Source organism: Streptomyces sp. NPDC059371 (assembly GCF_042751995.1).
Taxonomy (GTDB): Bacteria; Actinomycetota; Actinomycetes; order Streptomycetales; family Streptomycetaceae; genus Streptomyces.
The window spans coordinates 1-19,362 of record NZ_JBHYXD010000058.1 but is presented as its reverse complement, the minus strand read 5'-3'; the positions used below and the strand labels follow the sequence as shown (position 1 = coordinate 19,362).

General features: G+C 65.7%; 19 protein-coding genes. 14 read left to right on the top strand and 5 right to left on the bottom strand.

Features of this window, described 5'->3' with window-relative positions; translation table 11 throughout:
* Positions 1-480: 480 nt before the first annotated feature.
* The 3 genes from ACFXGX_RS27515 (at position 481) to ACFXGX_RS27505 (ending at position 4,416) form a co-directional block, all read left to right on the top strand.
* On the top strand, positions 481-765 hold the full coding sequence (locus tag ACFXGX_RS27515; RefSeq protein ID WP_384796036.1) for a DUF1876 domain-containing protein: 285 nt from the start codon (positions 481-483) through the stop codon (positions 763-765).
* Positions 766-1,074: 309 nt separating this feature from the next.
* Positions 1,075-3,189, top strand: a complete 2,115-nt coding sequence (locus ACFXGX_RS27510) for a TerD family protein (RefSeq protein WP_384795983.1) — start codon at positions 1,075-1,077, stop codon at positions 3,187-3,189.
* 837 nt (positions 3,190-4,026) lie between these two features.
* Positions 4,027-4,416 carry a DUF5958 family protein gene (locus ACFXGX_RS27505; protein ID WP_384795981.1) on the top strand — a complete coding sequence of 130 codons (390 nt, stop codon included), beginning with the start codon at positions 4,027-4,029 and terminating at the stop codon, positions 4,414-4,416.
* On the opposite strand, the gene ACFXGX_RS27500 is transcribed toward ACFXGX_RS27505, so the two are convergent.
* On the bottom strand, positions 4,406-5,161 hold the full coding sequence (locus tag ACFXGX_RS27500) for a GntR family transcriptional regulator (protein ID WP_384795979.1): 756 nt from the start codon (positions 5,159-5,161) through the stop codon (positions 4,406-4,408). The two genes, ACFXGX_RS27505 and ACFXGX_RS27500, sit on opposite strands and share 11 nt — an antisense overlap.
* 78 nt (positions 5,162-5,239) lie before the next feature.
* On the opposite strand from ACFXGX_RS27500, the gene ACFXGX_RS27495 reads away from it, so the two are divergent.
* From ACFXGX_RS27495 to ACFXGX_RS27455, 9 genes are all read left to right on the top strand, one after another.
* Positions 5,240-5,518 carry a hypothetical protein gene (locus ACFXGX_RS27495; RefSeq protein WP_384795977.1) on the top strand — a complete coding sequence of 93 codons (279 nt, stop codon included), beginning with the start codon at positions 5,240-5,242 and terminating at the stop codon, positions 5,516-5,518.
* 141 nt (positions 5,519-5,659) lie between these two features.
* Positions 5,660-5,842 carry a hypothetical protein gene (locus ACFXGX_RS27490; protein WP_384795975.1) on the top strand — a complete coding sequence of 61 codons (183 nt, stop codon included), beginning with the start codon at positions 5,660-5,662 and terminating at the stop codon, positions 5,840-5,842.
* A gap of 217 nt (positions 5,843-6,059) precedes the next feature.
* On the top strand, positions 6,060-6,284 hold the full coding sequence (locus tag ACFXGX_RS27485) for a hypothetical protein (RefSeq protein ID WP_384795973.1): 225 nt from the start codon (positions 6,060-6,062) through the stop codon (positions 6,282-6,284).
* The gene (locus tag ACFXGX_RS27480) at positions 6,281-7,024 is read left to right on the top strand and encodes a GntR family transcriptional regulator (RefSeq protein WP_384795971.1); all 744 of its coding nucleotides are present in this window, start codon (positions 6,281-6,283) and stop codon (positions 7,022-7,024) included. Before ACFXGX_RS27485 ends, ACFXGX_RS27480 begins: the two co-directional genes overlap by 4 nt.
* The gene (locus ACFXGX_RS27475; RefSeq protein WP_384795969.1) at positions 7,021-7,323 is read left to right on the top strand and encodes a hypothetical protein; all 303 of its coding nucleotides are present in this window, start codon (positions 7,021-7,023) and stop codon (positions 7,321-7,323) included. The genes ACFXGX_RS27480 and ACFXGX_RS27475 overlap by 4 nt, the downstream gene beginning before the upstream one ends.
* Positions 7,324-9,297: 1,974 nt before the next feature.
* On the top strand, positions 9,298-9,810 hold the full coding sequence (locus ACFXGX_RS27470) for an HIRAN domain-containing protein (RefSeq protein WP_384796034.1): 513 nt from the start codon (positions 9,298-9,300) through the stop codon (positions 9,808-9,810).
* Between the two features lie 934 nt (positions 9,811-10,744).
* Positions 10,745-11,977: a TerD family protein gene (locus ACFXGX_RS27465; RefSeq protein WP_384795967.1), complete on the top strand. Its 1,233-nt coding sequence runs from the start codon at positions 10,745-10,747 to the stop codon at positions 11,975-11,977.
* 328 nt (positions 11,978-12,305) lie between these two features.
* A complete protein-coding gene (locus ACFXGX_RS27460) occupies positions 12,306-12,530 on the top strand; it encodes a hypothetical protein (protein WP_384795965.1) in 225 nt (74 codons plus the stop codon).
* A 320-nt stretch (positions 12,531-12,850) separates the two neighbouring features.
* Complete coding sequence (locus ACFXGX_RS27455; protein WP_384795963.1) at positions 12,851-13,456, top strand: hypothetical protein; 606 nt, start codon at positions 12,851-12,853, stop codon at positions 13,454-13,456.
* A gap of 544 nt (positions 13,457-14,000) precedes the next feature.
* On the opposite strand, the gene ACFXGX_RS27450 is transcribed toward ACFXGX_RS27455, so the two are convergent.
* The 4 genes from ACFXGX_RS27450 to ACFXGX_RS27435 are packed head-to-tail and all read right to left on the bottom strand — an operon-like array spanning position 14,001 to position 17,953.
* Positions 14,001-15,485 carry an SAVED domain-containing protein gene (locus tag ACFXGX_RS27450; RefSeq protein WP_384795961.1) on the bottom strand — a complete coding sequence of 495 codons (1,485 nt, stop codon included), beginning with the start codon at positions 15,483-15,485 and terminating at the stop codon, positions 14,001-14,003.
* A complete protein-coding gene (locus tag ACFXGX_RS27445) occupies positions 15,485-16,405 on the bottom strand; it encodes an AAA family ATPase (protein ID WP_384795959.1) in 921 nt (306 codons plus the stop codon). The genes ACFXGX_RS27450 and ACFXGX_RS27445 overlap by 1 nt, the downstream gene beginning before the upstream one ends.
* 31 nt (positions 16,406-16,436) lie before the next feature.
* Entirely contained in the window at positions 16,437-16,952 is a 516-nt protein-coding gene (locus ACFXGX_RS27440; protein WP_384795957.1) for a hypothetical protein, read from the bottom strand.
* 2 nt (positions 16,953-16,954) lie between these two features.
* The gene (locus ACFXGX_RS27435) at positions 16,955-17,953 is read right to left on the bottom strand and encodes a CBASS oligonucleotide cyclase (RefSeq protein WP_384795955.1); all 999 of its coding nucleotides are present in this window, start codon (positions 17,951-17,953) and stop codon (positions 16,955-16,957) included.
* Positions 17,954-18,340: 387 nt separating this feature from the next.
* Between ACFXGX_RS27435 and ACFXGX_RS27430 the strand changes: the two genes are divergently transcribed.
* Together ACFXGX_RS27430 and ACFXGX_RS27425 are read left to right on the top strand one after the other, a co-directional pair.
* Positions 18,341-18,520 carry a hypothetical protein gene (locus ACFXGX_RS27430; RefSeq protein ID WP_384795953.1) on the top strand — a complete coding sequence of 60 codons (180 nt, stop codon included), beginning with the start codon at positions 18,341-18,343 and terminating at the stop codon, positions 18,518-18,520.
* Entirely contained in the window at positions 18,517-18,666 is a 150-nt protein-coding gene (locus tag ACFXGX_RS27425) for a hypothetical protein (RefSeq protein WP_384795951.1), read from the top strand. The genes ACFXGX_RS27430 and ACFXGX_RS27425 overlap by 4 nt, the downstream gene beginning before the upstream one ends.
* The last annotated feature ends 696 nt before the right edge of the window (positions 18,667-19,362 follow it).

The following is a 19,362-nucleotide window of genomic DNA, read 5'->3' as shown; positions in this document are numbered from 1 at the left end:
TGACACAAAAAACACCACACCCCCCCGCCGCGCGGCGCGGGGGGGCGCGCGGCCCCCCGCCCCCCCCCGCCGGGCGGGGCCATGGCGGGGGCGTGTGATCGACGGCTGCCCGTTCGGCGCGGAACGACTCTCGGAACGGCTCTCCCGGTCGGCGGCGTCGATCACCAGCGTCGCCTGCCGGGCACGGCTCACCTGATGGTCTCGACGGGCGGGCAGATACGTGCACAGGGCAGCGTCAGCGGACTGAGCCGGATCTCGGTGGCGGACGGTGGGCCGGCCGGTCCGCGGACCTGTCGGTGCGGATCCGTCCGCGCGGACGACGGACACCGGACGCCCGCCTCGGTCGCCGCACAGCCACGGTTGCGCCACCCCCTGTGACCCTCCGTGCCCTCGCCTCGTGCCAGGACGGCCGGAGGGGCACACTTCTTCTTAGGGGCTTCACCGGGGGCGGCTGCTTCGGAGGTGATCGCGATGACACAAATGACAGCGATGCAGGCACGGACCACGGTCGGCTGGCACGTCGAGATGGAATTCCAGGAGGACGACCACCGCACCCGCGCGGCCGCCCTGCTGCGACTTCCCGACGGCAGCGAGGTACGAGCCCACGGATACGCCAGCCGCCACCCCTCCGACTCGAACCAGCCCAGGGTCGGCGAGGAGGTCGCGGGCGCGCGGGCCCTGAACGAGCTCGCCATGCAACTGCTGACCAAGGCCCACGACGAGATCGACGCGGAATCGGGCAGGACGTCACACACGCTGAGGTGACGGCGGCGTCCCGCCAAGGTGGCCGCGCCGCCCGCGAGCTGTTCCACTCCGGACCCCTGGACTCGTCCGGGGGTCCTCGCCTGCTCCGGCGGTCCTCGCCTGCTCCGGCGGTCCTCGCCTGCTCCGGGGCTGATCAGGGTGGACAGCTTAAGGACTCGTCCACGATTCCCACACGGATTCTGCGCGACTCCTGCAGATGTGGTTCATGGGCACTACAGTCGCCCGCGCACCGATCACCGCACAACGCCGGGCACCAGACGGCCGGATGGAGGTGCAGGCACAGCAAGTTGCACTGTTCTGGGGGGCTTTATGCACGACATGGTCAAGGGGTCGAACGTTTCTCTCGCGGCACTGAGCGAGAACATCGATTCGGTGATCGTCAGTCTGGGCTGGGGGAGCCCGACCGGCGAAGGGGACGCCGATGTGTCCGTCCTCCTGCTGGACGAGAACGGCAAGGTCCGCAGCGACGCCGACTTCTACTTCTACAACAACCCGGTCGCCGCGGACGGAAGCGTGCAGCTTCTGGGCAAGACGCCGACGGCGGACGGCAACGAGGACCGGATCAGCTTCGACCTGACCGCGGTTTCCCCCGAAGTCGACCGGATCGTCCTGGCCGCCAGCCGCTACGAGGGCGCCCGTTTCGGAGAACTGGACCGCGTGAGACTGGCGTTGGCGGACGGCGGAGGCGAGGACCTCCTCAACTTCGCCATCGACGACGCCGACTCGGTGAGCGCGATCATCTTCGGCGAGCTGTACAGGCGGGCGGAGGAATGGAAGTTCCGCGCCGTCGGCCAGGGTTACGACGTGGGTCTCGCCGGTCTGGCCACGGACTTCGGGGTCGACATCGACGACGACGCGGCGGCCGAGAAGCCGCTGGACGAGACCGAGGGCGACGACCAGGCGGACCCGACGACGGCCGAGCCGGCAACGGGAGCGGCGCTGGCGCCGGCCCAGGCATCGGACCCGGCCCCGGCGTCGGCGTCGGCGTCGGCGTCGGCGGGCGAACCCCAGCCGCGGGAGACCCTCGCGGCGGTCCCCTCCCCTCGTCAGCCCGAGGACGAGGGGCAGCCGACGAAGACGGCGGCGAGACCTCGTACGGCCAAGAAGAAGGTCACCCTGCCCCAGGCCGCCAGGAAGACGCTGGCCGAGAACGAGTCGTGGAGGGCCGCGCGGCTCTTCCCGGCGTCGGCGCTCAAGAGCGACCGGGAGCGCGAGACGCGTGCGACCTCGGTGCTGCTGTCCGTGATGGCTCAGGTCCCCGAGTTCGGCCGGAGACTCACCGCCGCGTTCGGAGCGCCGGCCGGACGCATGGAGACCTTCACCGAGGTCACCCTGCCGCACGGAGACACCCCCCGTCGCCCCGACGGGGTGATCCGCGTCGAGCGGGCCGGCAAGCTGTGGACGGCGCTCGTCGAGACGAAGACCAACGGCAGCGCGCTCAAGGACGAGCAGGTCCAGGCGTACATGGACATCGCCGCGCGCCGCGGCTACGAGGCCGTGATCACCCTGTCGAACGATGTCGCTCTGGAGGGCAGCCCGCTCGTCGAGGTCAAGATCGACAAGCGACGCAAGCACAAGGTGGCCCTGTGGCACCTGTCGTGGGCGGAAGTCGCGCATCAGGCACAGTTGCTGATCAGGCACGAGGGCGTCGGCAACGCGGCGCACGCCTGGCTCCTCCAGGAGCTGCTGCACTACTTGCGGCACGAGAACTCCGGCTGCCACGGCTTCCAGAACATGGGTCCGGCCTGGGTACCGGTGCGCAACGGAATCGACGACGAGACCCTGTGCCAGGGCGACCCTCGCGCGCTGGAGGTCGTCGAGAGCTGGGAACGCCTCATCCGCCAGGTCTGCCTGCGGCTGGGCGGCGAACTGGGGCAGAAGGTGCTGCCGGTCCAGCGCACCAGACGCGGAACCGATCCGAAGGCGCTCCGCGGCCGTCTCGCGGATCAGCTCTGTCTCGACGGGCGCCTTCAGTCGGAGCTGCGCATCGAGGGGACGCCCGGCGTCCTGGCGATCAGCGCGGACCTGCGTACGGGCAGGCTCCGCATCTCGATCGAGATCCCGGCACCCGAGCAGGGCTACCCCCTGTCGTGGGCGAAGCGACTGGTGCGCCGCCTGGCCGAGGCTCCGGCGGATCTTCACGTCGAGACCCTCGTCGAAGGCGAGACGACCGGCCCCCGGGGAACGCTCGAACGCCTCCGCCCCGAGCCGGCCGACATGCTGCCCAAGGAGCCCGCGTCCCAGATCACCGGCTTCCGGCTGTCCCTCCTCAAGAGCATGGGAAGCACGCGAGGGAACGCGGAGTCGGGCTTCATCCGCAGCGTCGACGACGCGGTGAACCGCTTCTACACCGGCGTGGTGGTCCATCTGGACGGTACGACTTCCCGCCGGGCCCCCTCCAAGGACACGGCGACGACGGCCTGAGGCCCGGCGGCCACCCGGGACCGGCCCCGCCGCGGCCACAGGCGATTCCGTCGACGTGAAGCAGCGACGGGGCCGGCCTCCGAGCAACACGCAGGGGCGCGCAGCCGTGAGGCAACACGCAAGGGGCGCGCAGCCGTGAAGCAGCGCGCCCCTTGCGTCACTTCCCCAACTGGACCCGCGCCGACCGCAGCCCGCGCCCGCCGCCGCGCGTTCGACAAGCTCTGGGAGGTCCGCTCCCGGAGACCAGTGATGCAAGCTGCCGATCGACACGGCTGCTCCGAGCCGGTCCGGGAACAGCGTCCTGATGCGTCGAGGGACGGCTCCCTGACTTGAAAGAGTGCCCCGAAGCCGCGGGAGATCCTCCCGGCCGCCCGCCGCGGGCCGAGGCTGCCGCCGACGCGCATTCGGCACGGCCGCCCGCGAAAACCCACCGCCGGCCGAACCGCCCCGAACCCTCCCCCTTGATCATCGGGAAGACGTTCGGAACGTCGCCGTATCGAGTGAAACCTACTCTGACCAGCAAAAAGCCCTCCCGAACGGGAGGGCGGAGACTGGCGCCCCCGGCAGGACTCGAACCTGCGGCCAAGCGCTTAGAAGGCGCCTCGCGTGTTGAGTATTACCCATGGGCTGACCTGCTCCGATTTCTCAACTGAACGCCCCAGCATGCGAACGTCGACACGGATTCGACAGGCGCCCGCCTCCGCTTGCTGCCGAGCCCGCCGCTGCATTCATCAGGGTCGGATCATCAGGTCATGTAAACCTGGCTGCTCACGGGAGCTCTGGGGCGTAGCGTCAGCCCGAAACCATGGGGGGAAGCCTGTGCTGTACGCACACGAGGTGATCCTGAACGAACTTGCACAGGGCCTCAGGCCGACGGCCGAGGGTGTCGAGTGGTTCGAAGGCCTCTCGGAGGACGACCAGCGGAAGGTTTTGCACGCGCTGGCACTGTTCTGTGGGCAGGCCCGCGCTCGCGAGGACGACGTGCCGGAGAGCATCACGCGTTCCGGCATTCGCCCGACTCACACGCCGGCCGTGATGCTGACGAAGTGGCGCTTCGGAATGGACCAACTCCCGACCTACGAACTCACCAAGTCGTTCCGCCTGCTCGTCGCCCTCTTCACCATCGCCGACACCCGCAGGCGGACGCTGTACTGCGCCGAGGGGTGCAGCCACGCGTGGCACAACCTGCCGAGTCCGCCACAGGAAGCAAAGCCTGTTAGCGGTTGACCGGGATCTCGTAGACGATCTCGCAGTGCGCCGCGGGCACCACGATGTCCGCGGTCTCGACGGGCCGCCCCTGGTCGCTGTAGTACGTCCGCCGGATGTGCGTAACGAGCGCGGCCTTCTGGATGCCGAGCAGCGACGCCTCCTCGGCGGTCGCCCGCCTCGGCTCCGGCTGCTCCACGGCGTGGCTGACGGTGACTCCAATCGCGGCCATGCGGTTCACGACACCGGCCCCGGCATGCGGGCCTCCCTCAGGGAGGACGACGAGAGAGCCCGCGGTGAGGTCGTACGGCTCCCAACTCGTCGAGAGCTGCACCGGCTTGCCGTCCGCCAGGAACTCGTACGCCGTCCGGACGCACGACTCGCCCTCGGAGATCCCGAGCCGCGCCGCGATGTCGACAGGCGCCGGCACCTTGGCATCCGTCCGGCTTTCCCAGCCACCGTGCTTGCCCACGGCTCTCATATCCGTCCGGAAGGGCGACTCGCTGGGGTGCTCCCGAGCCGACGACCGTACGACCCGCACTCGCTGTCGAGGCTCGGCGACGTAGGTACCCGACCCGGCGCGCCCCTCCAGCACTCCGTGGGAGATCAGCAGCTCCTGTGCCCGGCGGACCACGTTCTCGCCCACTCCGCACTCCTGGCCGATCTGGGCGCGAGAGGGCAGGCGATCGCCCGGCTCCCACACGTGTTCCGCGATCCGGCGCCGGAGTTCGTCGGCGATGCGGAGATAGGGCGGCTGCTCAGACATATGGAAAATCTAGTCCACTAGCCCTAATCTAGTTAACTAGCTTCACTGAAAGTGATCGCCAGTGACGGAGGCTGCCCTGTGCCCGCTTCGGAAGTCAGCGCGGCAGCCATGGCCGCACGGCTGTCCACCCTCGGGCTTCCCGCGCGAGTGGAGGAACACCGCCGTCATGCGTCGGTCGAAGCGGAGCTGCCGGACCGGCTCTCCGCCGAGTTATGGCGGGAGGTCCTGGACGTGGTGGCTGAAGCCGACCGGTTCGGGCTCCTCGCCACCAGCTTGAACGGCCGCACCCTTTGGGCGGTCGTACGCAAAACGGTCCCCACGACGGGCGATGTCGGGGGACCGGGCCATCAGCGATAGGAGCTGACCAGCGTGCTCAACCGTATCCGCCGCGCCGTATCCCTCACCAGGGCGCGCCACTCCGCAAAGGGCAGGCACCGCCGCCCCTTAACGGCTACCTGCCCGTCGACCGCTTCCGCTTTCTCGGCGTCCGCTGACGCATTGACGGTCATCCTGAGTCGGGCCTCCACCGACGCGGACCGCCGGTACTCGCTCGCGGCTGATGACATCGCACTCGTCCGCCCGTACGTGCTGGCCTGGGAGAAGCGCGAGCGCACGCGCTCGGTGGTCGTCGCTTCCCATCTGCCGATCAACGCGTGGTCGGCCCTCGCGGGGGTCCGCTGATGCCCTCGACGTCCCCAAGGCCGTCTCGCCGGCACCTCCGCATCGCGGACGCCTCAGCCGTTCCCTACCGCTCGACCGCCTGCCGCATCGGTACGCACCTCGCCTGCGCGGAGTCCTCCCCGGCCTCGGCTCCAGCCGACCTTCCCGTGATCTACGAAGCGTGCGACTGCCCGTGCCACCCGGCAGCCGACCGAATCCCTCCCTCGGAGGTGGAGCGATGAGTGCATGGGCTCCCGGCGGCGCGCTGGTCGGCAACGTCGAGGTCACCGCGGCCACCGTGCAGCGCGGCGACGTCATCCAACTCGGCGGTCGGGCCTGCCGGGTGAGAGACCTCTTCCAGCTCCCCCAGGGAGCCAAGCAACTGCTCTTCGAGTCGGGCGAGCTGCGCACCATCCACGCACGCACCCGGCTCCTCGCCGTGCGGCCGCTGAGAAGGAGGTGACCGAGTCCGTGCCCTCTCGCCATCACGACATCGCCGACGACCTCCGACAACAGATCACGACCGGCCGTATCCAGCCCGGTGAACGCCTCCCGTCCGAAGCTGACTTGGCCGCCCGGTACGAGGTAAGCACGCTGACTCTGCGGAGCGCCCTTGCTGCACTTCAAGGGGAAGGCCTCGTCGAGAAGATCCACGGCAAGGGCAACTTCGTCCGCCGCCCCCTCCGCAAGATCATGTACGTCGGTGGCTGGGGAACCCTGGACCCGTGGACCGCTGCCGAAACGGCCCTGCGCGTCACCGTTCGCACCACCACGGTCCAGGCGCACGGACATCTCACGACCTTGCTCAACGTGCCCATGGGCAGTCCCGCTGTCGAGTTCTCGTGCCTCAGCTTCGAAGGAGCGTCACCGCACGGACTGGCCCGGATCTACATCCCGCGCGACCTGGTGCCGGCCGAAGTGCTCGACGGCGAAGCCACGCAGGGAGAAGAAGCCAAGAGATTCGCCGTTCTCGGTCCTGCGCCGGCCGCTGTCCGGGAGACGGTCTGCGCCCGTCCACCGACGCCGGACGAAGCATCGGCCCTTCGGATCGGCTTCACCCTGCCGGTCCTCGCCATCACGCGCACGGCGACCGACTTCGCTGGACGTGTTGTCGAAGCCGCACTGCTGGCCTTCCCAGGCGATCGCATCGACGCGGTCTTCACCACCCACCACGTGATCGACGAGAGGCAGACGCAAGGATGACGGCACAGGACGAACTGCGACTCCTCCCGTGGTCGGGCCCCGGCGGAAACCCCTGCTACCTGAGCACCGACGACCGCAACGGCTTCATGTCCCGCCTGGCGGACAACATCGAATCGGTCCAACTCGGCACGGCTGCGGAGCTCCTGGAGCGAGCCTCCGAAACGCTCGACGACCAGGACGCGGCCCCGGAGGAAAAGCAACGGCTGGCGAAGGAACTGACCGGGGCCCTACGAGACGTCCTCCGCGTCGCGATCAGCCGCGGTCACCTACTGGCGATGAACGAACCGCACGGCATCTGAAGACGCGTCCACACAAGAGCACTTGCCGATGACGCTCCTCCCTTCTACACGGGGAGGGGAGCCCGAAGACCAACCCGGGCTCCCCTCCCCATCACACTGTGCCAACCCGGTGCAGACGCATCGCACACCGAGGCAGAGACGAACCCTGTGACGAGCGCCTGAACCTCAGCCACAGAAAGCCAGCCACGACGGCGGGCGCGCCAACCAACCAGGCGCGCGTGGCCTCGCTGCACCCCCACCGTGCTCAGCCATGCAGTCCGATGACGTCCAACAGAGCAAGTAGCGGCGGCGGAGGCGTAGTGACGAAGCCTCGGCGTGGTGACTTCTTCGTCCCGAAGCAACTAGGGCAGGCGCTCTGCCTTGGTTTGATGCGCGTGTGACCTGCACTGATGGTCCGCAGGCGTCCGGGCTCGTCTGCCGTTGTCTGTCGGCGTTGTCACGCAGTTAGACACTCACTCAAGTCCAGAAGCCGGCAGGGACAGCGCGATCGGTCACCTCCGAGGCGGCATGCGGAGTGTCAATGGGTCGTTGACACTTCTGGCCGGAACTAGGCGCCGGAACAGGTCTCTGACCTGCGGTGGAACGTCCCCGTTGAGACCTAACACGCATGATAACTTCCTGGTGTGTCCTCTCGGATTGCCATCCTTTCTCCAGGCTGTGTATGCGCGAAAAACAAAGCGCACGAGAGGGGTTGGGAATGTCGAAGATATTGCGAGGAATGCGACGGCTTCGGTCGCACTGTGTGTCTCTTCTTCGGGGGAGTGAGGCTCTGCAAATCGCCGTGCTGGGCTTGGTGTGTGCGATGGCGCCACCTGACCAGGTGGCGGCTTTCACTGGGCTTCTGGTTCTTCGCCAGCAGTTGATGAATCCGTCGAGATCGGACTCGAGTCTGCATCCGTCGCTTCATGATCCACGCTGAACGATTCGTACATATCGTTCAGTAGTTTCGACCTGAAAGCTATGAACAAGTTCATGTTGTGGTTCTCGAACTCGTTTCGAGTATCACGGGAGTGACCGAATCGGGAATTGCGACGTCTGACGTGTCGATTGTTCTCGGCCTCGCTTTCGCCGTGGACGATCCTGACGTACCGCTGTTCTGCAGCCTGGCGACTAGCAAGTCCCATAGCGCGTGCTATGTGTTGGAAACTGATGCCTCTTCGCCTTGCCTCCTTCAGTAGCGCGGATTCGGATGACTCGGTCAATATTTTGATTTCGCTGGCCAGTGTAAGTCCGTCGAGGATATCTTGGTCGGTTCTCCTCATGCCTTTCGGGGCTTGAACTGTCATTCCCAGCATTAATGCAAAGTCTGCCAGTATCTGTCGCCGTTCCCCCAGTCTGTGCGCGAATCTTTCGGAAAGGCGAGAGCAGGCAGATACCGCCATGGACGGAAGCCATGCGTACTTGGGTATGCGCTCATTAGACGGCATAGACGCAGAGTAAGCAGCGTGACTGGGTCCCTGCGGCTCTTTGCCAAGACCAGTGGAGTTTCTAATGGGTGTGGCAAGTGCCGGCAACTGTGGGGGCAGGCCAGCCCTACCCCTCCCGCTCGTAGAGGTGAGGGTGCGATCCGGTGGCTGGGGCTGAGCTACTGAACAGCCACAACTGATCAAGGGCGGCCGTGACCTGCGGCTGCCTAACCGATCACCCCTCTGACCTGCTGCTGAGCTGTCGGCAGTTGTCGACGTTGGTCACCATCGAGCGCCCTTCCACGGCCCCAGGACGGCCCGGGAGGGTGCTCGTGCGTGAGCACCGCATTAGGAGTTCGATCGAGCGGCTCCGTCTGCCCCGTACGTCGGTGCGAGAAGGCTGCGCTAGATCCATGCACGGCTGCCTCGGCACGTCGCTGTCTCTGCTCGTTGATGTCAGCGATGGATGTCATTTGCTCGTCAGAGCAGTGTTCGTACGAACCGGTCGCGCGCGGTTGACTCGCATGGAAGGCTGCGGTGATTCAGCGGCGAAGGGGGAATTTTGTACGTGCCGTCAGACGGGCCCGCGGACCGCTTCGTGCCACCGCCCGGACGCCTGCACCTTCTCCACCTCGTTGAGTACCAAGGCGGCCTTCGCCTGTGTGAGGACACTACGGGCCTGCTTGTCGGTCCAACCGACCGGCGGCTTCAGCGAGCCGGTCTCTACGTGGCGAACCTTCGAGGTGTGACGTACTACCAGGCGGCGGCAAGACAAGCTGATCTGCGACCAGGCCAGCCGTTGCGCCTGGTGCCTGAGCCGGATAACCCTCACGACGCCCATGCTGTAGCGGTCTACTCCAACGGTGAAAGCAACCCAATTGGCTACGTCAACAAGCAGAAAGCCGGTGTCTGGTCCCGGTTGATCGCCGATGGGGCACAGCTCTCAGCAGTAAGCCTGCGGGGGACAGGTCCGGGAACTAAGTGTGAGGCCGTTGCTGTCCTGGCCGCCGAGCCGAGGGTGGTCGCCCACCTTCTGTCGCCGCGGCCCGCATCGCTCCCTCGGCCGGCCTTCCTCCAGTAGCGATCCGCGGATACCCGCTCAACACCATCAACTTGGGAAGCTGCGATCCTGCCGATGACGGTCGGTCATCGGCAGGCCCGTTGCCAGCAGAGCCGACAGCTCTAGTCTCCAGGGGGCTAATTTGCGATTTCCCTTGCAGAGACGGGTCATGGGGCAGACCATTGCGGGCACGGTGTGGCAGTGCGGTCAGGGGGATCATGACTAAACCGTCTGTTGGCGAGTCAGCTTCCGAAGCCATGGCGCGACACAAAGAGGAGATGGCGAAGCAGCAGGCCGCACTTGAACTTATGGCCCGTCAGGCAGCCAAGAGAGCCCAAGCGGATCGCGACAGAGAGCTAGGCCGTCGCCGGAAGCAAAAGAAGCAGATTCGCGCCACGAAGCAGCCCTTGCCTGTAGTGCGTGTAAGCACCAGTGTGCGGACGGTATCTGGTGGGCTGCCGTCTCTAGGGAAGCATCGCTGACATATCCGCATGGCAACCCCGCACACGGTCTTCAGTCGGGGGCCCGTTCTGAAGGGATGGCTTCATCCCCGGCCTGCTTGGGGGCGGCTCGGAGACGCGTCCGGCATCTAACCGCCGGCCGGGCTTCCTCGATGGCCACGAGGTGACCTGCCAGCGCCAGCCGCGCACCCCTATCGCGGGGCGGACGCACGCTTTCCAACCGTTGGCGGGTCTCGGACGTCACTCGGGGCCGACCACCTTGGTTCATGAGAGGTTGGCCGCTGGTGTGGGAGTGGCTCTTGGTCTCGTTTGAACGACCGTGAACGGCCTGAATGGGACGGGAACTGAGACGGGCGGCAGCAGCGCTGCCGGCGCACATCGTGGCATCTCAAAACATGGTCGTCTCGGACGCGCTCACCGTACGAGATCAGCGTTTGGCCTGCACGGATCGACCAGGGAGACCACTATGTAGGAACCACCGTGAGAGGCCACGCATGACTACGACTCTTACCAAAGGCGGCAACGCCGTCTTGCCCGCGGCGGTGTGTCGCGTCGCCCTCAGTTCCCCGACTACAGGCATCGACGTGTCTGCCGTCCTCCTTGGCCAGGACGGAAAGGTGCGGAGCGATGACGATTTGGTCTTCTACAACCACTCATCACAGGACAGGGTCGAACTGAACGGGCAGACGATCGTCGCGGACCTGGCTGCGATCCCCGCGGCAATCGATCGCATTGTGGTTGTGGCCAGCATCGACCCCGAGCTGAGGGCCGCTCACTTCGACGCGAGCAATACCCCCCACGCGGTCGTCGAATGCGGAAGTATGCGGATCACCTTCGAGCCGCCGCCGCTCACGCACCGGGAGACGGTGGCCATTGTCATCGAGCTCTACCGACGCGCAGGCAGTTGGAAGGCAAGAGCCGTTGGCCAAGGATGGGATACAGGACTGGCAGGTCTCGCCTCGGACTTCGGCATTGTTGTAGATGACCCAGGACCCGCCGCAGTACAGGCTTCGCCCGCGACGCCAACGCAGGGTCAACACACTGCCACTGCGCCGCCGGTGGTCCCGCCATTTCCATCCACGACACCGGTTCGTCCTCTTGTCCCGCTGGGCAAGGTCGCCCTCACCAAGGCCGGACAGGCGACCATCGATATGCGCAAAAACGACCCGAGCCTCATCGTGACAGCCACACTCGAGTGGAACGGCGGAAGCGCGGCCCGAAGGCAGGCCGGAGCTGACCTTGATCTGTATGCCCTCTACGTCCCTGGAAGTGCTGTCACGCCACCTGGCAACCGTCCGAACAAGTCGGATCAGGCCATCTACTACCGGCAGCTCGGATCGTCCGCCGCGGCGCCCTACATCGCTTTGGATGGCGACTCCAGGGTGCCTGGCTGCGAGACGATCACTATCCGTCGTCCAGACCTCCAGGGCTACGTCCTTCTGTGTGCCTACAGCGCAGTGGAGAACGGGACGGGTTCGTTCAAGTCTTACGGTGCTCGGGCAGTTGTCACTGACGGGCGGGGCTCCACAGTAACGGTGCCACTATTCAATGATCGCAACTTGTCCTATTGGGTTGCCATTGCCTTGATCGACTTCACCGTGCCCGGCGGTGCCCAGATCAGACATGTGGAGAAGTACAGCGGTAACCACGTCGAGGCCCGTCCCACCCTGTACTCGAATGGGAACTTCCGAATGAGCACCGGGAAGGTCGAGTTCAAAACTAGGTAGTTGGCGTCGGTCCTCTCGGCTCCCCCCAGCCGGAAGGCTTTGAGCTTGGGAAACTCGTGTGATGAAGGCTGCTTCTTCCTGCCCTGGGTCTTGCCGGAGATCTTGACGACCTGCTGCTTCCCAGCTCAAGGGTGGTGGGCTCATGCACCTGGTCGTCGTCGTTGGTCGTCATTGGCCACTGTTGAGCAACGTCGGACGGCCCAGAGACGGCACAGACGAGCCCGATCTCGGGAGCTCTGCCAGAAGCCGGTCACTACTGCCCAGTACTTCCCTAGTCTGTGGCCACCGCGCGGGGTTGGGGAGCCGCCGCAGACAGCAGGGGGACAAAGTGCTGATCGTTCTCATTGGGTTGGCTGTGGGTGCCGCATACGTGTGTCACGGAACGCCGCTCTTCGTTCCAGCGGTAATCGTCGCGATCTGCGCCTTCTGGTCTAACGGCGTCATGGCCAACTTCCGTCGCAGCGACGAAGTCCCGCGCCTTGCAACGGTAGTGAGCCTGATCTGCTTCGTCCTCACACTCGCTTTCGGCATCGCGGGGTTGGTCATCAGCTGAGCGCGGGGCGCCGGCACCGAGGCTCGCCCCCTCAGCTTGGGAAGCTGAGGTCCCTTGCGGCCGACTCGGCCGCTGAACTGGGCGAACGGCCGCGATGTTGCCTTGTTGAACCCGGCTGCGTTCACCGTGGTTCCCCGCTGTTCGCCGCCCGATCTGGTGCGCTTGTGGCGCGACGTCGTTGTCGAACAGATCCCGCCCCTGCCTTGATCGCGAGGTCAGTCATCCTCGCTATGCGTCGTCGGTTCGTCGGCTCCGCCGTGTAAGCCTCGGGATGTGAAGCTGATGTGACGGATGCGGGTTGGAAACAGCAGACTGACGTCATGACGACGTGGTTGTTGCCGGTACTCACCGCGATACTTGGAGCCCTTGGAGCTGGCATAGCTACGCGGCACAAGATGAGGCTTGATGCCGCCAAGGAACGCTCCGACCGTGATAGCGCACGCGCCCGTGAGATGCGTGATGCCCTCAAGGAGAAACGGCGTGCGATCCTCGACGACGAGAGCGCGAACATCTACGTGATGCTGGAACCTATCGAGGACGAAGGTGCCTTCTTGCACAACGCCGAGCTACGAGCACGGCTGAAGTGCAACTGCGAGCGCACTGCTCAGTGGTCCGTGATCCACGGCTACGCCAGTCGGCGCGAAGTCGTAGAGACGTATCTCGGTGACGCCATCGCTGACCTCGAAGCTGCGGTGAGGGGCGATGGTCTCCCAGCACAGTCTCATAGGGCGGCTTGGCTCGACATGATCTACGAGAAGGAGATCCCGCAGCCTCGTCACTACGCTGAGGTCGCAGCCGCAATGATGGCTGAAGGCATCGATCCGGATTTCGAAGAGTTGCAGTACGAGGCCTTCTGCGAGGAGCGAGAGCGTAGGCAACGAAGCCGCCGATGGATTTTCTCGCGGATGTCGAGCCCACGGGGCTAGCGAGACAGGGAAGCGAGGCGCCGCCTCCGCGAGAGGAGGGCCAGGCGCTTGAGGACGGCTGGCCTCGAAGCAAGAGCAACCACCGCTGCCTTGGAGGGGCCTCAGCCGCAGAAGCTTGACGCAGCTACAGGTGAATGCTGAGCTGACTCGCAGTGGAACTGCTACGGCGCCTGCTTCGCCGACGGCCTAGTCCCCACCACTGAACCGTGGTTCGCTGCGCGATCTGACATAGGTGGACCATGGGCCGCCCCTCCCGAGGACGAGGGGCGGCGGAGCAGGTGGCGGTTCTGCCCATGTCCGGCTGGCGGGACCCGTGCGGGCGTTCCTCGGCGGTGGCTCACGGAGACGCTAGCGCTTGGTGGGTGAGAGACGCGAATCGCTCGACGCCATGGATGCTGTTGTGGTAGGGCGACGCAGCGGAGCCAGACAGCGCGCTGTTACAGGTGGGTCATGCGGGCTCCGATTGTCAACGGTCGGAGTACGCCCTCCTAAGCGTGCGTACCAGCCCTGCACTTTGAGGTCCGGCCTCTTGGGCTTGGGCCTCCTATGCCTCCACGGTGAATGCCGCTTCGTATCCGTCGCCGATCTTGATGTCCTCGTAAACGACGGTCTGGCACAGCCGGTTCCACCGGTTGCCCAGTAGGACAGCAAGTCCCATCGGGCAAGCAAGGAAGAGATGCATGCGCAGAACTCGGCGGGTGGAGCGGCGGAGATGGTCGCGGATGCCCACAGCCAAGGCGTTCGCGGCGGTGCTGCCTGGGACGGAGCCGTCGTTCGCCTTGCCACTCGGCGGGGCCAGGACGATGAGCTTACCGACCGGGAGGTTGTGTTCGCGTAGGTAGTCCAGGACGTCGGTGGTGATCTCCGTCGCGACCGCGATGGCGACCGCGATCTCGTCGCCCTGACCGACCTCGTGCTCAGAGACTTCCGGGTCCAAGGCGGTCTCAAACGGGTCATTGGTAGACCAGAGCTGGCTGCCAGCCCTCCCCCGTTGCAGCACTGCGAGGTCGGTTCCGGTGACCATGCGGAAGGTGGTACCAACCAGGAAGGCTGGTGCTAGACGGATGCTGCCCGTGACGGATACAGCGTTGGTACCGGCGGGGAGGCGTCCTGGAGCGGCCTCAATGTCCGCCTGTAGCTGGGCCCAGTTATTCGGTGACAGAGGCCGACGCTTGGTGTACTCGGAGTCGCTTTCGAAGCGGTCGACCCAGTCGATGGCGTGGTCGGCGTCCGGTGCCATCGGGTCTGGTTTGAGGGTCGCAATCGACAGGACGGCCCGAGCGGGGCCGGCCTTCAGGGCCAACTCGCCGACGGCGGTCTCGACCATCGACTGTGTGAGTCTGCGCTGGCCGTCCCGGACCATCTTGGCCACCCAGCCAGCCCCCGCCTCCAACGCCTGCTGGTCATGGCGCAGTCCCGCGACGGCCATCAACAGCTGAAGGTGCTCCTGGTACTTGACCATGTTCACCGACAGGTCGAAGTGCAGAACCGACAGCAGGTCGAGGAGCTCGGCCTCGGTCAGACCTGCTTCTTCAGCCCACCGGGCACGGGCCTTGCCACGATCCGACTTGTCCCCGCCGATGGCCGCCTTGGGCATCAGCAGCCCGGTGCGGGCATCGCAGACCTTCACCAGGTCATCGGCGGGGTCGGCCACCCGATTGGTGACCAGGTGCAGTTCGACGCTGCCGCCGTCCGCGGTCAATTGCTTCCACGTCCTGGCGATCTTCTTGAGAATCGACGGGCCGCCGCTGTCGGTGGGCTTGGTCAGGTAATCCGTATTGACCGGTGTGGCGCTGTCAACCGCATACTTGACCTGCTTGTAGGTGTTCGGGGGAACATCGCGCAGCAGAACTACATCGTCGAGATTGCCGACGCCGTCAAGCTCGATGCCGACGGCGCGCACAGGGTTGTGCGAACGGGCGGCGTTCTCACGGAGGAGGGTCAGGCATGCCTCCCAGGCGACGAGCCATTGGTAGTAGTCACCGGTTGTGCGGACGCTGGTGGGCCCGGGGGCGGGGAGGTGGGCCATCAGCGCTCCTCAGTAAATACGGGGGTGGGCTCCAGCTCCTCGGCAAGGGCGAGAAGGTCCTCGTCCATGACGGGCCGGTCGGGGAAGGCGCGGAAGACAGCTGCCGGGACTAGGCGCTGTGTGAGGTCGGAGAAGGTGTAGCCGGGGTGGCCCTCGGTAGGGCCGGTGAGCTCAACTACCTTGCGGACGGTCTCCGGCCGGATGCCGAGTCCGTCGAGAGCTTGGGTGAGGACTGCGTGGCGTTGCTCGTCGCCGGGGCGGGTGAAGGTGAATGTGGCCGCGGCGCGGCGCATGACGGCCGGGTCGAGGGCGCCGACCCGGTTGGTGCACAGCACGATGACGACTGGGAGCATGGCACCGGTCAAGCCGTCGATGCCGGCCAGGAACGCGTCGACGCCGGCGCGATCCTCATGGTGCATCTGCTGGGCCTCGCGGGACTGCACCAGGGCGTCGGCCTCGTCCACGACAAGAATCTGCACTGCGCGTGCTCCCCCAGAGCCCGACGCGCGCTTGCCCACCGTGTGCATGTGGGTAAAGGCGTCTCCGATGAGGGAGGTCATCTCGCCAACCAGGCCGCTGCCGCGGGTGGCGAGCTTGAGCCGGTATAGGTACACCGGCAGATCGAGCCAGTCGGCGAGGTCGCAGCCGAAGGATTCGGCCAGCGCAGACTTGCCGGAGCCGACGTCGCCTGCGAACACGAACAGAGGCGCCCGATCCGTGAACAGGGCGAGAGCGGCGACGTCGCCACCGTGATGTTGCGCGGCCCAGGACCGAAGTCGGCGCGGGTCCGCGAGGAGCGCGGCTTCCTTGCGCAGGCGCAGCTTCGTCTCGTCCAGGCCGATCAGGCGGTCGTAGCGGGCGCGTCGGGTGGGCTCGGGCAACTCGATGACGGGGTGGAACAGGTCGTCCTGGCTGGTCACGTGCTCGTTCCTCCTGCTCAATGGTGCTGGACTAGTAGGCGACGTAGACGTCGCGTGAGACGCCGGTGCCGTTGCGGGCGTACCCGTGGCCCGTGGTGCTGGTGCCCGCGTCGGCACTCGGGGCGGTGCCGGTCGTCCGGGAGATCGGCAGGGCCTCCTTGACCCCGACCTGCTGGCTGCTGGTCAGGAGCCAAAAGGCGGAGCTGTAGTTCAGGAAGCTATGAAAGGTGTAGCCGGTGAGGTCGACCGCGTCCGGGAAGCTGCCTGGTCGGGAGTCGATGAGCTGGCCGCCGGCGGTGGCCTTATAGCGCAGGCGGAACTTCCAGGCATTGGTTGCGGTGTCGCGGAAGCCGTAGTCGACGGTGTCGAGATAGCCGTCGCGCAGGAGCAGGGCGACCTCCTCGGCGAACTTCTCGATCCTCTCGAGGGAGGGCTCGCCGTAGAGGTTGTACAGCAGGCGCAGGTCGGCGGCGACTCTGCCTCCGACGTAGCGGGCATCGGTGATCGTGAACGAACCGGAAGCGGATCTGGAGTACGAGCCGGTCATGATCACTCTCCCGGGAAGGTGGGGCCGAACAGCTCGCGCCAGAGGTCGAGCGCCTCACTCTTCGTGGTCGCGTAAGCGGCCGTCGTGAGGGTATCGAGGGTGGTCTTGGCGTGGTTGACCAACCGCTGGCGGTCGAACTCGGTGTAGCCGCGAGCGACGTTGTTTTCCGGGTTGACCGGGTCCCAGACCTGGATAGGGTCTGTCGTCGCGCTCACCTCGTCGGCCGTGTAGTAGTCGGTGAAGACGATCGGTGTCTTCAGGCCGGTGCGGACGATGTAGGAGAGGACCTGCTCGATCGCCTGCGGATAGTCGTCGACCTGCAGCGGCTTTCCGTTCCAGCCGACGTCCCAGAGGTGCGCGACCAAGAGTTCAATCAGGAAGGACTTGCAGCGCAGCTGCGGATCGCCCTCCTTGCTCTCGCGGATCCACGCCTTCAGCAGACGGATCAGCTCCCGGTAGCCGTCGCCAGCCTCCCCCTTGCGCTTTTCGATGAAGCGCAGGTGCAGCGTGACCGAGGTGAGTACTTTGACGCCGCTGCTGGTGACCAGGTAGCCCCGGTCGTCAGGCTCCCCGGTGTAGAGCACGGGCACAACGTCGATCTTCAATCCGGAGCCCCGCATAGTGATACCGACCGCGTGGTCCGAGGGCTTGAAGTCCTCCGCGACCTTCGTCTTGCCGTAGACCTCTTTGCAGCGGTCCTCCAGCCACGCCAGTACCGTCGAGACGTCGATGCCAGGGTCACTGACGCTCAGGTACGCGGCGACATCCGCGTCAGACCCTGTCCCGCCCCTGCGACGGATCGCTGTGTGCTTGGCCGTGCTGCCGGACGCGCGGAGCTTCACCAGGTCGAAGTCCGGGTGAGCGGCGATGTAGTCCTCCAGCTGCTCCCGCAGGTAGTTCACCTGGCGGCGGCGCTCCTTCGCCTCCTCCTTCGGTACGTTCACCTTGTTCTTCGCGAATACCTTGAGGACCTCGTGGTCGACGTAGCTCTCCCCCGCCATCGCTGTTCACCCTTCACCTGAGGAGCCGATCGGTAGGAGAACAGACTTACCACGCACCACTGACAAACCCGGTTCAGTTGGGAGCGACGCCCATATCCGCCGGACAGAACCTAGTCGGACTGCGAGCACCCGGCAGCGCCGGCGTAACCGGCCCCGGCGGAGCGCCGTCTATGGCATGCCCTCTGGCGGAGAGTACAAGGGCTCGGAGGAGTTGACCGATGAGGGCATCGGCATCGCCCATGACGGCGAAGTCGAGAGAATCCTCAAGGGCTACCGCGTCATGGGCGCTTCGCGATCCCGACGTCGCCCTGCCCAAGGTCGAGACTCTTGTTACGACCTTGCTCATCCCAAGGATCGGATCCCCGACGACGAGGACGGCCCCGTGACATGACCGTCCTGTTGCGCAAGGCGACTACCAGGTCCACGCCCTGTCGGGTGCTGCATCTGTGGCAGGCGTCCGAGCTGACCAGCCGCGTCAAGAGCGCGCCCGTGGAGATCGAGGGCGTCAGCAAGGACGACGAGTTGGGTGCGTACATCAAGCGCACGACCCGGTTCCTCCAGCCGTGATGGACCCGAAGTGCATCTTCGACAAGCAGTACTTGGGGTACGCCGCGTGCGGTGTCGTCGAGGTCAAGTTCGACTCCGGGCGGAACTCTCTCGCTCTGCTGTGTCCACGTCTCACGTGGAACATCTATGCAGAGAGTGCCGCTTGACGTGCGTCACAAGGGCTACCAGGGCGCGAGGTAGTTGCTGGTCGTCTAGGGCGTTGGCACGTTCAACCGGACTTCGAGAAGTCTCTGGGCGCGCACTCGATCCTGACCTACTAGGGACGACTGAACTGCAATGACTGGCCGGCATCGTGGCACGGACGTGCCGTCATGCCCTGCGTCCAATAGGAGAGTTGACTGCGAGAGGCACTGACTGTCAGTGCGGTGCGTAAGAATGTTGCTCGCGGCCACAGGGTCTCCACCGGAAACGGCGGCGGCCCCCTGGTCCTACGCAGGAGGCCGCCATCACCGTCGGGAACATCACCAAAGGAGGTCCACATTCCCAGCAACAGGAAGTGTAGGCGCCAGGTACGACAGCGCCCTTCCTCGACAGCCGTAAGGATCAAGCGCTCACGTAATCGCATCCGTGCTGACCTGGTGGAACGACCCGCGCAGCAGCACTTTCGTCGTCTGTTGAACTCTGCCACGGATGAACTGGTGCGTGTCGGAGTGAAGGCTAGCCTGAGCGGGCTCGGGGCAGTAGCTCTCTACTGGTGGCATCACCACCGCTGAGTCGCTTGAGTGCTTGTGCTGCTGGCACTGCTGTCGCAGCACAAGCACTCGACTAGCCGCCACTCACCCTGCTTCCATCCCGTCTGCCGTCGACCCACACACCGTGGAGCGGGCGTGGTTCAGGGCGTC